Consider the following 12,064-nt stretch of genomic DNA (forward strand, 5'->3'; position numbering starts at 1 on the left):
TTTCGTTATTTCGATTTCGTTGCGATGACCTTATCAATAAGGCCGTACTCCATGGCCTGCTGTGCGGTCATGAAGTTATCGCGCTCCGTATCCTTGCAGATGACTTCGTACGGCTGACCCGTACGCTCTGCGAGGATGGTGTTGAGGCTCTTCTTCTTCTGAAGAATACGCTCTGCCTGAATCTGGATATCCGTAGCCTGACCCTGCGCACCGCCGGACGGCTGATGGATCATAATCTCGGCGTTCGGCAGCGCATAGCGCTTGCCCTTTGCGCCGGCAGCCAGCAGGAACGCGCCCATGGAAGCCGCCATGCCCATGCAGATGGTGGAAACATCGCACTTGATGTACTGCATAGTATCATAAATCGCCATGCCGGCCGTGATGACGCCGCCGGGGCTGTTGATATACAGGCTGATGTCCTTATCGGGGTCCTGACCCTCGAGATACAGAAGCTGTGCTACGACAAGGCTTGCCGTGGTGTCGTTCACCTCGTCGTTCAGCATGATGATTCTATCGTTGAGAAGGCGGGAGAAAATATCGTAGGAACGCTCTCCTCTGCTCGTCTGCTCCACAACATAAGGTACCAAACTCATCGTACAAACTCCTTTCGCGCTTCTTTTGCTTCGCCCGCTGTCCGATGCAGGGACAGCGGGCGAAAGAAGCGATATATGATATGCTGTTACTATAATACTAACCGTAAAGGCGGTAAATTATTCCTCGGTCTTAGCTTCAGCTGTTTCCTCGGTTTTTTCTTCCGCTGCCTTCTTGGTGCTCTTTCTTCTGGTGGTCTTCTTTGCCGGCTTTTCTGCCTTTACAGAAGCGTTTTCCTTAACAAAGTCGATCGCCTTCTGGTTTTTAAGGTCTGCTCTGATCTGCGTCTCTGCAACGAGGTTCTTGATCTGCGCGACTTCCATATTGTACTGCTTTGCGAGTTTCTCGTACTCTTCCTCAACAGCCTCATCGGAAACTTCGAGGTTCTCAAGCTCAGCAATCTTCTCAAGTGCGAGTCTCAGCTTAAGCTGCTTCTCGGACTGCGGTCTGAACTGCTCCTTGATGGCATTGACGTCCATGCCGGTGTACTTGAGATAGGTCTCGAGGTTCAGTCCCTGAGACTGGAGGCGGTATGCGAAGTTGTTGATGCTCTCCTCAACTTCCTGCTCGTACATCTCTTCCGGAATCTCGCCCTGTACCTTCTCGATGAGTGCATCAAAGATCTGGTTCTCAACGTTCATCTCTTCCTGCTTCTCGCGGTCGCTCTGCAGCTTCTCGCGGAGGCTGTTCTTGTACTCGTCGAGCGTATCGAACTCGCTTACGTCCTTTGCGAACTCATCGTCGAGGGTCGGAAGCTCCTTGCGCTTGATCTGGTGCAGCTTGATCTTGAAGGTCGCGTCCTTGCCCTTGAGCTCTTCTGCCTGATAGTCCTCCGGGAACTTCACGCTGATCTCGAACTCGTCGCCGACTTCATGGCCGACGACCTGATCTTCAAAGCCCGGGATAAACTGACCGGAGCCGAGGGAAAGCTCGAAGCCTTCCGCTTTGCCGCCCTCGAAAGCCTTGCCGTCGCAGAAGCCCTCGAAATCGATGACTGCGGTGTCGCCCGTAAGCGCACCTCTGTTATCGACGTCGACCATTCTGGAGTTTCTGTCCTGAACCTTTACGAGCTCTGCGCTGACGTCCTCATCCGTAACTTCGACATTCTTCTTCGTAGCCTCGATGCCCTTGTAGCCTTCAATGGTAATCACCGGCTTCACAACAACGGTGAGCTTCAGCTCGATGCCGTTTTCGCGGGAAACGGAGGTAACGTCCGCATTGGAAACCGCGATGACTTCCAAACCGGAAGCTTCGATAGCGTCCTGCATAGCCGGGCGATAGAGCTTGTCCACAGCAGCTTCAAAGAACACGTTTTCGCCGTACATCTTCTCGATGACGGATCTCGGAGCATGACCCTTGCGGAAGCCCGGAACAGACATCTTCTTGCCCTCGGTCTTTGCGACCTCGGAGAGTGCTTTGTTGAAATCTTCAGCGGAGATTTCGACCTCCAGCTCATACTTGTTGGTTTCGGTTTTGTTGGTTGCCTTTAAGTTCATTTCCTTCTATCCTCTCAAAAATAAATTACAATTTTATTTGGAACACGCGGGCGGATATACCCGTAATGCGCGATACCTTTTGACATTATAGCACACCTGTGCCGAATATTCCAGACAAACCTTTGAATTTTTTGATATTTTATAATTTGTTAAAAATTCAGCCGATTTCTGCGTCTTTTCGCACCAATTTCGGGGTGAAACGGATATAATCACACGAGACAAGGTGCATTTTTATGCCCCCATATTCACCAAGCGGCGCTTTTTTTGCGGCGTGATCGCCGTGAATGTGCCCGTAGTAGCACTCCTTTACGCCGTATGCCTGCATCGTATCCAGCAATTCCCGGCACTGTGCGGTATCGTACGCCGGCGGGTAATGCAGGAACACGACGGGTGTGCCGCCGAGGGCTTTTGCGGCGTTTAAGGACGCGATGAGACGCCCGTTTTCGCGCGCGACGATTTTTTTATCCTCTGCCGTTTCGGCGTTATAGAGCCAGCCGCGCGTGCCGCAGACCGTAATGTCCCCCACACGCTCGGCGGAGTTGAACACGAGCTGCATCGTTTTGAAGCCCTTTTGCGCAAAGAATGTCTCGATCTTGTTGCGCGTGGACCACCAGTAATCGTGGTTGCCTTTTAACAATAGCTTTTTGCCCGGCAGACTTTCGATGAACGCGAAATCCTTTCCGGTCTCTTCCAGCCGCATGCCCCAGGAAATATCCCCGGCGATGACGACGGTATCCTCTTCGGTAACGAGGGCGCGCCAGTTTTTCTCCAGCCGCTCCACATAGTTTTCCCAGCCGCGGAACACATCCATCGGCTTATCTGTACCAAGGGAAAGGTGCAGATCGGCGATCGCGTACAGCGCCATTTTACACTCTGACCGTTTCGCGCACAAAATCTGCCATATCGGCAGCGGCGCAGGTGTTTTCAAAGCGGACGGGCTTCGTCCTTAACGCTGTGATTGGCGCAGGGATCTTTGTGTTTGAAAGCTTCGCGAGCAGCTCGGCCTCCGCAAACGGATCTGCGGGCTTTTCGCAATCGAACGCGTCGAGCACGCTGTCCGGGAATTTATACGGGCTTGCAGTGGAAGCAATGACGGCGGGCGTGTTGTCGCCGGTCTCTTTCAAATACTGCTCGTAAACGCCGACCGCGACCGCTGTGTGCGTATCGCACAGGTACCCGTCTTTTTCAAACGTATTGCGGATGACTTCAACGGTTTCCTTATCATCGCAGCAGCCGCCGTAGAACAGCGCGCGTACAGCATCGGCCGTTGCGGCGTCTACGGTGTATGCGCCGCCGCTTTGCAGGGCGTTCATCCAGCCCGTGAGCTTTTCGGTGTCTTCGCCGCACAAGTGGTAAAGCAGTCTTTCCAGATTGCTGGAGACCAGAATATCCATGGACGGCGAAATGGTGGTATAAAACACGCGCTTTTTGTCGTACGTACCGGTGCGGATAAAATCCGTCAGCACGTTGTTGCTGTTCGACGCGCAGATAAACTTGTGTACCGGCAGACCCATGCGCTTCGCATAGTAGGAAGCGAGGATGTTGCCGAAGTTGCCCGTGGGAACGACGACGTTGATTGCATCGCCCATCTTAATTTTCTTCGCATTCACAAGGTCGAGGTACGCGGAGAAATAGTAGACGATCTGCGGCAGCAAGCGACCCCAATTGATAGAGTTCGCACTGGAGAACATCTTGTTGTGCTGCGCAAGCTCGGCCTTGAGCGCGGGATCGGTGAAAATTTTCTTCACGCCGGTCTGTGCGTCGTCAAAGTTGCCGTGGATAGCGCACACGCAGACGTTTTCGCCCTCCTGCGTGTTCATCTGGCGCTTCTGCATGGGGCTGACGCCGTTTTCGGGGTAGAACACGATCATCTCCGTGCCCGCGACGTCCTTAAAGCCCTCGAGCGCCGCCTTGCCGGTATCGCCGGATGTTGCGACCAGTATGACCGCCGTTTTTCCATCCGCCGTCTTTTTAAGCGAGCGGGTCAAAAGGTGCGGCAGAATTTGCAGCGCCATGTCTTTAAACGCGCAGGTTGGGCCGTGCCACAGCTCTAAAATATGTTTGTTTTCGCCGTGTTTATCGAGAGACACGACCGGTGCGGGGGTATTATCGTCAAACTTACCGCCGCCATAAGCGCTTTCGGCGCACGCTTTAATCTCCTCCGGGGTGAAATCCGTCAGAAAGCGCGAGAGCACGTACTCGGCACGGCCGATATAGTCGAGCCCGAGCATGTCGTTTAAGTCCGCTTTCGGGAAGCTCTGCGGAACAAAAAGGCCCCCCTCCTCGGAGATACCCTGTGCGATGGCCTGCGCCGCCGTCACCTGAAGCGCGGCGTTTCGTGTGCTGTTGTAATTCATGGCATCCGCCTCCTAAATCAAGTCAGTCGTATTATACTGTATTCAGGCGTTCCTGTCAAAGCGTTTGAAGAAAGACGCCGCATTTTCAAAGAAAATTTTATCCACAAGCGCTTCCGGCAGATTATGACGCAGGAAAACGTTTGCAATGTCCTCTACGGATTCGAGACCTGTGATGCCATGCGGCATGTCGGATCCGTCAAAATCGCTGCCCATGGCGACGACGTCCGCGCCGCCGAGGGACAAAAAGTGCTCTGCGTGCGCGAACAGGTCTTCAATGTCCGCCTTTGCCGGGGCATCGTTCAAGAATGCTTTGAAATAGTTGAGACCCACAAGGCCGCCGCGGTTGCAGATGATGCGGAACTGGTCGTCCGTGAGGTTTCTCGGGTGCTTGCAGAGCACCTTGGAGTTCGAGTGCGTCGCGATGAACGGGCGTTCGGTGTTTCCGGCCACGTCGTAAAAGAGTGCTTCGGAAGCGTGAGAAATGTCAATAACGATGCCCTCTTTTTCCATTTCCTTCACGGCAAGCTTGCCGAACGGCGTAAGGCCGAACTTATCGCCGGACATGACGCCGCTGCCGATCTCATTGCTGCCGTTCCATGTGAGCGTCATAACACGCACGCCGTTTTCGCGCAGGTGGTGAATATTCTTGAGATCGCCGGCAACGGCAGAGCCACCCTCTACGGTCAAAATAAACGCCGTACCCTGTTTGTTGCCGAGCTTTTCGAGATCTTCCCCGGTTTCGAGCACGGTGAACGCGCCCGTCTCGGCCATTTTGCGGAAATAGGCCGCATGGCGGTCAAAATACTGCAAAGCCGCAGCGCCGCGCACCGAATCGGGCAGCCACACGGCGGCGCACTGCACATACGGCGCAAAGCGGTCACCCTTCTTTACGCTGACGTGCAGGTCATTGTCGATCAAAGATTTGTTTTGGTCAAGGCACGCTACAAGCGTGTCACAGTGCAGGTCAAAATAGCGCATGAAAAGCACCCTTTCGTCATTTTTCGCTTTTGAAAGCGAATTTGATTTTAATAAAAAGCGTTTTCGAGATATTCAATCTTGACTAACGCTCCGTTTTCGGTAAACACGGCAGCGGCGTCAAAGCGCGGCTGCAAATTCGTTTCGTGGTTGATGAGATAATACTGTGCCGTTTTGATGACCTTCGCGCGCTTAGAGGGCGTAATGGCTTCAAACGGGTGGCTGAGGCCGTCTGCGCTGCGGGTCTTCACCTCCACAAACGCAAGGTAACGGTCATTCTGCGCGATGACATCGATCTCGCCGAAGCGGCACTTGAAGTTGCGCTCCACGATCTCGTAGCCTTTTTCTTCCAGATATTCCGCCGTCAGCTGCTCGCCGAGGCGGCCGGAACCGGTGTTTGGCATGCGCGCACCTCCTCAGCCCAGAATTTTCTTTAAAAACGTCTTGCGGTGGATGGGGCACGGGCCGTATTCGTGCAGTGCTTCCACATGCACTTTGGTGCCGTAGCCCTTGTGCTTCTCGAAATGATATCCGGGGTATTGCTTTGCGTATTCCAGCATCACGCGGTCTCGGCTGACTTTCGCCAAGATGGATGCTGCCGCGATGCTGGGGCTTTTTGCATCACCCTTGACGATGGTCTCGCCCGGCACAGGCATGGGCGGCATACGTTTGCCGTCGATGAGCACATAATCGCACGCCTTCTGCATATTGTCATACGCACGGCGCATGGCGAGATATGTCGCCTGTAAAATGTTAATCTCATCGATCTCTTTTTCGTCCGCAAAGCCGATACCGTAAGCAACGGCATTTTCTTTAATGACGTCAAAGAGCGCCTCACGCTTTTTTTCGCTCAGCTTTTTGGAATCATTGAGGCCGTCGATGACAAGCCCCTCCGGAAGCCACACGGCAGCTGCGTAAACGGGGCCGGCAAGCGGACCGCGGCCGGCTTCATCGATACCGCAGACGGCGGTATAACCTTTTAAATAGGCTTCATGTTCAAAGGAATAATCCATGGAATTTTCCTTTCCGATATTACTTTAACGGGCGGCCGACGGGCTCTAATGTGATGCGTCCGAGTTTGCCGCCGCGGTATTCGTCCAACACGTTCACGGCTGCGCGCTCGGTATCGATTTCGCCGCCGGAAATGAGCATACCGCGCTTTCTGCCGATGCGCTCCAGAATTTCGTGACCCTTAAGTTCTTCTTCGGGACGAATATCCGTTTTATAACGCGTGTTGACGGCTTCGGGATATAAGTCCTGCAAAAGCTCCAACAGGCGGTAAGAAAGTCCCTCAATGTCGAGAATTTCGTCGCGCACGGCACCGGTGAACGCCAAATGTTCGCCGACGACCGGATCTTCAAACTTCGGCCACAGCACGCCCGGGGTATCGAGCAGCTCGAGACCCTTGCCAATCGCGAACCACTGGTTGCGGCGCGTCACGCCCGGTTTATCCTGCACGGCAGCTTTGCCTGCGTTGCCGCCCTTACAAAGGCGGTTGATGAGCGACGATTTGCCGACATTCGGCACACCGACGACCATGATGCGGATGGGTCTGCCCACCATGCCCTTGCGTTCCCACGCAGCAATTTGCTCACGCAGGATGTTTTTGATCTCCGGCAGCAAGCGGTTTAGGCCCTTGCCGGTCTTGCAGTCGATCGGGATGGCGACAGTTTTATGCTGTTTAAAATAATCCATCCACTCCGCCGTGCGGGCGGGATCTGCCATATCGAATTTATTCAGCAGCACGATTTTGGGCTTATTGCCGATGATGCTTTTCAGCACCGGGTTGCGGCTGCTGACGGGGATGCGGGCATCGATAAGCTCCGCGACAATATCCACAAGCTTTAGACTGCTTTGGATGGCGCGGCGCGTTTTCGCCATGTGACCCGGAAACCACTGTACCGATTGTACTTCACTCATACTGTATCCTCTCTGGGTATCTTGTTTTCTTAGTTGTTCTCATTCGTTTTCACAAAACCGAAGCGATCGAACGGGTAAAGCGTGAACACGGCTTCTCCCATGATATGGCGCGTGTCGATCATGCCGATCTCCGCATAACGGCTGTCCCTTGATACGGTGCGGTTATCGCCCAAAACGAACACGCAGCCCTTCGGCACGGTCTGCGGGAACACGAGCGCTTCATACCCGTCATACGGATGGAACGTGATGCCGTTTTCAATGCCGAACTGCGTTTCGTTCAGCGCTTCGCCATCGATATACACGGTGCCGGTGTCGTAATCGATATTGACCGTCTGCCCCTCCGTTGCGATGACGCGCTTGATGATGGGTTCCTCCAAAACGTTCGTGACAACGACCACGGTGCCCTGCTCGATGTCGTGCCCGAGGTTCGTGACAACGACCTTTTCGCCCTCTACAAAATTCGGCAGCATCGACTTGCCCGTGACGGTAACAACACGGAACAGGAACGTGAACACAAGGATGACGGCCACAAGCGCAAAGACAATCTCCTCCAGCCACTCATACATGGAGCGGACGCCTTTAGACGCGGTTTTGATGTTTTTTTCCATGCAGCTTTCACCAATTTCTGTTTTTACAGTGTATTATTTCTATATAAAGTAAAAAAGGGACAAAGCATTGCCCCTTTTACTCCGTTTGCTATTCGATTTAGCGAACCTGGCTCTTGACCTTAGCAGCCTTACCGACGCGGTCACGCAGATAGTAGAGCTTTGCACGGCGAACACGGCCCTTACGGACAACGACAATGTTCTTTACGTTCGGGGAATGCAGCGGGAATACACGCTCCACGCCTACGCCGTAGGAAACACGGCGAACCGTGAAGGTCTCGCCTACACCGGAACCCTTGCGGGCAATAACTGTGCCTTCGAACTGCTGAATTCTTTCACGCTCACCCTCGCGGATGTTTACGTCGATACGGATGGTATCGCCAACGTTGAACTCAGGTGCCTGCTCCTTAACGGAATCGGCAGCAATAAGCTTTAATGCGTCCATTTGATCTTCCTCCTGATAATTTTTCAGACATTCATGCGGTACGCGCCGCAGAGGACTGTCCGCTTCAATGACGCGGTTTGCACCGTGCATTGATCCCCATTGGCAGCGTTTGAGGGCCAACGGATTTCAAATGCTTAAATAGTTTATCACAACATGCGGAAAAAAGCAAGTGTTTTTTAACGGAAACCCGCACAAAGATCGCGAAAAAATGCAGATAAACTGCGCATTACGCGAAAAACAGACGTGATTTTCCGCCGTTTTACTTAAATTCGCGGAACGCGCTGTCGAAAAGCCGTGTGCGCTCCACGCGGACAAGCAACTCGCGGTTCAGTACGCGCTCTGCGGCGTCCACAAAGAGCGTCGGGTTAATACCGCCCTGGTTGCCCGCGGGCAGGCGCACCGTCATTTCAAGGCAGTTTGGTTTTTCTTCAAACGCCATGTTTTCAAAGTACGGCTTGATATCGACGATCTTTTCGCCCTTTTTGGAGTGCTTCTTTACTGTAAGCTCCGGCTCGGCAAGCACGCGCTGCATCTCGCTTTTTTCAAACGCCGGGTCTTCGCACTCCAGACGCAGGATGTACTCGGCGTTTGCGACATCGTTGCCCTTCATTTCGGGTTCCGTCACCGCCCACACGCGGATATCATGCGGCAGGCCGGCGTTCAATTTTTCGATGAGCTCCGGATACGGCATGTCCTCGATGAGGCGAATGTCCATCGATTCGTGACGGCCTTCAAAGCCGAGCGAGAGCGGGGCCGCGAACGTCAAGAACACGTGCGGGTTAAAGCCCTCCGTGTACCACAGCGGCAGCTTTGCTTTGTGGAACGCGCGGGACATGCAGCGGTTTAAATCAAGGTGCGAAATGTACCGTGCCGTGCCGGTTTTGGAAAACCAGACTCTAACATCTTTTCTCAACGCAAAGACCTCCTTTAAAGCAGGCTGCACCGCAGGCAGAGCATTTTTCGCGGCAGTTCGGCGTCGTCTCAGACGCATAGGCGCGCTTACATTCCTCGATAAGAAATTCCTTTTTAATGCCGTAATCGAGGTGATCCCACGGGAAGACCTCATCAAAGCTGCGCTGGCGGTTTGCGTAAAACGCAGGGTCTATGCCGAGATCTTTAAAGACCTGCATCCACGCGTCAAAATCGAAGCAGTCCGCCCAGCCGTCAAAGCGCATGCCGCGCTTATGGGCCTCCAGAATAACGGCGTTCAGTTTGCGGTCACCGCGCGCGAACACGGCTTCGAGAAAACTTGTCTCCGCGCCGTGGTAGTTGACTGTAAGCTTACGGGAGAATGTGGACTCACGCAGGAGCTTCTGCTTTCTCTCGAGCATTTCGATGGTATCCTGCCCGAACCACTGGAACGGTGTGAACGGCTTCGGCACGAATGCCGCGGCGCTGACCGTAACGGCGACCTTTCTTCCCTTCTGACGGTTTTCCGTCTCGTAGTACCAATCGACAACCTTCTGACCGAGGCCCGGAATGCCCACGACGTCTTCATCGGTCTCGGTCGGCAGGCCGATCATGAAATAGAGCTTCACCTTCGACCAACCGTTGTTGAACGCGATCTGCACGGTGCGCTTGAGTTCTTCTTCCGTGACGTTTTTGTTGATGACGTCACGCATGCGCTGCGTGCCGGCTTCCGGCGCGAACGTCAGACCGCTTTTGCGCACGGACGCAATTTTATCGATGAGCTCCGTGGAGAAGTTATCGACGCGCAGGGACGGCAGAGAAACGCTGACGCGCTCGTCCTCCGACCACGTGTGCAGCGTGTCGAGCAGCTCGAAAAGTCGGCTGTAATCGCTGGTGCTGAGCGAGGAAAGGGAGATTTCATCGTAGCCGGTCGTTTCACACAACCGCTTTGCCTGCCGGTTGATGGTCTCCACACTCTTTTCGCGGAACGGGCGATAGAGGAAGCCTGCCTGGCAGAAGCGGCAGCCGCGAATGCACCCGCGCAGCACTTCAACGACGGCGCGGTCGTGCACGATGTCGAGAAACGGCACAACGAAATTTTCCGGGAAATACATGTTGTCCACATCGTTGCAGACGCGCTTGCGGATGGTCTTCGGCACGCCGGCGTGCGGGATATAGGCTTTCACGGTGCCGTCTTCGTTGTATTCCACATCGTAAAGCGACGGCACGTACACGCCTTCAATCTGCGCCGCTTCCATTAAGAATTCCTGCTTCGTTTTGCCCTCTTTGCGGCACTTGCGGAACAGCTCGATGACCTCCAAATCCACCTCTTCGCCATCACCGAGGAACAGAATATCAAAGAAATCCGCGATGGGCTCCGGGTTGCAGGCGCACGGGCCGCCGCCGACCACGATGTTTTTGAGTTCCGTGCGGTCGCGGCTCAAAAGCGGCACGCCGGAAAGCTTTAACATATTGAGGATGTTTGTGAAGCTCAGCTCATATTGCAGCGTAAAGCCGATGAAATCGAACGCGCTGACGGGGTCGCCGCTCTCTAAGCCGTAGAGCGGAATGTCGTTTTCGATCATCGCCTGCTCCATGTCGATCCACGGCGCAAACACGCGCTCGCACCAAATGTAATCGACGTTATTGAAGATCGAATACAGAATCTTGATGCCGAGGTGTGACATGCCGATCTCATACGTATCAGGAAAGCAGAACGCAAAGCGTACGTCCACGTCCCCTTTATTTTTAATGACCGAATTCAGCTCGCCGCCGACGTAACGTCCCGGCTTCTGCACCTTCGGCAGGATCTTGTCCAGTTTTTTATTCAGCATAAAATTACCTTTCGTTTTGACCTTTGCATAACTTATCTATTTTATTATAACCGAACAGCGGGGGAATTTCAACACATGTTCCCCCGCTGTTTCAGAATTAAGTAAAATAAGATGTAAACCGCCAAAAACAAAAGCGTAAAGTTGTAGCCCGTAGAAATCAAAACCGAAAACCCGAGCGTGCCGAGGGTAAGCGCCAGAAGGACGGACGACACGGTTATTGTGCGCTCGGCCGTTTTTTCACTAAATGTGCCGCGCAGCAGACAGTAAAGCGCGGTGCCGCCGTCCAACGGTACGGCGGGCAGCACGTGGAACGCGAACAGCGTGAGCTGCACGGCAGGATAGGCGCGCGGCAGCGGCAAAAGCAGCAGGAAGCTAAGTAGATTTGCAAACGGCCCCGCAAGCGACACGACGGCGCGACGAAAATCGCCGACGCTTGCCGTCTCCCCTGCCATGTGAATGCCGAGTGCGCCGAACGTGACCGATTTGATCTGCATGCCGCACAGCTTTGCTGCCAGAATGTGCCCTGTCTCATGCACCGCCACCGCCAAAAGCGCGGGCAGCACATGCACACCGCCGTCTAATGTGAGCAGCACGGCCAGCACCGCAAAAAAGCCGAAGCGCAGCGTGAGTACCGTATTATGAATACGGAACGTCATCCTGCAAAATCAGAACAGAGCGGTTCAGCTCCGCGTCGTATATGGCACGCAGCTCGCCGTATAGCTCCGGCAGAAAGCCGCGCAGGAAAAACGCCGCAAGCAAAATGAGCACGCATACAAGCGTTTGGAACACGGTAAGGCGAAAGCCGCCACTTATGGCTTTCTTTGCGGCGGCTCTGTCCTTCGGCACTTGCGCTTCTGTTTCGGCAGGTATCGGCTCGGACGGCTTTTCCTCGTCGTTTGGTGTGGGCGTTTCGTAAAACTGCATGGTTTCC

At 54.0% G+C, this 12,064-nt stretch carries 14 protein-coding genes; all 14 read right to left on the reverse strand.

Annotation, left to right across the window (positions count from 1 at the left end; genetic code table 11):
- Positions 1-5: 5 nt before the first annotated feature.
- On the reverse strand, positions 6-593 hold the full coding sequence (gene clpP, locus ACI0CA_RS10985) for an ATP-dependent Clp endopeptidase proteolytic subunit ClpP (protein ID WP_316519315.1): 588 nt from the start codon (positions 591-593) through the stop codon (positions 6-8).
- A 117-nt stretch (positions 594-710) separates the two neighbouring features.
- Positions 711-2,087 (reverse strand): trigger factor, encoded by a 1,377-nt coding sequence (gene tig / locus ACI0CA_RS10990; RefSeq protein ID WP_308448705.1) that lies wholly within the window; start codon positions 2,085-2,087, stop codon positions 711-713.
- A gap of 157 nt (positions 2,088-2,244) precedes the next feature.
- Entirely contained in the window at positions 2,245-2,952 is a 708-nt protein-coding gene (locus tag ACI0CA_RS10995; RefSeq protein ID WP_343284719.1) for a metallophosphoesterase, read from the reverse strand.
- 1 nt (position 2,953) lies between these two features.
- Positions 2,954-4,444 (reverse strand): threonine synthase, encoded by a 1,491-nt coding sequence (thrC, locus tag ACI0CA_RS11000; protein WP_412263520.1) that lies wholly within the window; start codon positions 4,442-4,444, stop codon positions 2,954-2,956.
- 42 nt (positions 4,445-4,486) lie between these two features.
- On the reverse strand, positions 4,487-5,422 hold the full coding sequence (locus tag ACI0CA_RS11005) for a dipeptidase (protein ID WP_412263518.1): 936 nt from the start codon (positions 5,420-5,422) through the stop codon (positions 4,487-4,489).
- A 47-nt stretch (positions 5,423-5,469) separates the two neighbouring features.
- Positions 5,470-5,823 carry a YraN family protein gene (locus tag ACI0CA_RS11010; protein ID WP_176821380.1) on the reverse strand — a complete coding sequence of 118 codons (354 nt, stop codon included), beginning with the start codon at positions 5,821-5,823 and terminating at the stop codon, positions 5,470-5,472.
- A 12-nt stretch (positions 5,824-5,835) separates the two neighbouring features.
- Entirely contained in the window at positions 5,836-6,432 is a 597-nt protein-coding gene (locus ACI0CA_RS11015) for a ribonuclease HII (RefSeq protein ID WP_446806808.1), read from the reverse strand.
- 19 nt (positions 6,433-6,451) lie between these two features.
- Positions 6,452-7,339, reverse strand: a complete 888-nt coding sequence (ylqF, locus tag ACI0CA_RS11020; protein WP_308448710.1) for a ribosome biogenesis GTPase YlqF — start codon at positions 7,337-7,339, stop codon at positions 6,452-6,454.
- Between the two features lie 29 nt (positions 7,340-7,368).
- Positions 7,369-7,947 (reverse strand): signal peptidase I, encoded by a 579-nt coding sequence (lepB, locus tag ACI0CA_RS11025; protein WP_176821377.1) that lies wholly within the window; start codon positions 7,945-7,947, stop codon positions 7,369-7,371.
- Between the two features lie 97 nt (positions 7,948-8,044).
- On the reverse strand, positions 8,045-8,389 hold the full coding sequence (rplS, locus tag ACI0CA_RS11030) for a 50S ribosomal protein L19 (RefSeq protein ID WP_176821397.1): 345 nt from the start codon (positions 8,387-8,389) through the stop codon (positions 8,045-8,047).
- A 259-nt stretch (positions 8,390-8,648) separates the two neighbouring features.
- Complete coding sequence (locus ACI0CA_RS11035) at positions 8,649-9,302, reverse strand: TIGR03936 family radical SAM-associated protein (protein ID WP_308448711.1); 654 nt, start codon at positions 9,300-9,302, stop codon at positions 8,649-8,651.
- The gene (locus ACI0CA_RS11040; RefSeq protein WP_308448712.1) at positions 9,286-11,133 is read right to left on the reverse strand and encodes a TIGR03960 family B12-binding radical SAM protein; all 1,848 of its coding nucleotides are present in this window, start codon (positions 11,131-11,133) and stop codon (positions 9,286-9,288) included. Before ACI0CA_RS11040 ends, ACI0CA_RS11035 begins: the two co-directional genes overlap by 17 nt.
- Positions 11,134-11,201: 68 nt before the next feature.
- Positions 11,202-11,789 carry a M50 family metallopeptidase gene (locus ACI0CA_RS11045; protein WP_308448713.1) on the reverse strand — a complete coding sequence of 196 codons (588 nt, stop codon included), beginning with the start codon at positions 11,787-11,789 and terminating at the stop codon, positions 11,202-11,204.
- The gene (locus ACI0CA_RS11050; protein WP_308448714.1) at positions 11,770-12,057 is read right to left on the reverse strand and encodes a hypothetical protein; all 288 of its coding nucleotides are present in this window, start codon (positions 12,055-12,057) and stop codon (positions 11,770-11,772) included. Before ACI0CA_RS11050 ends, ACI0CA_RS11045 begins: the two co-directional genes overlap by 20 nt.
- Positions 12,058-12,064 lie beyond the last annotated feature (7 nt).

This window comes from Hominenteromicrobium mulieris, assembly GCF_046197855.1.
Taxonomy (GTDB): domain Bacteria; phylum Bacillota; class Clostridia; order Oscillospirales; family Acutalibacteraceae; genus Hominenteromicrobium; species Hominenteromicrobium mulieris.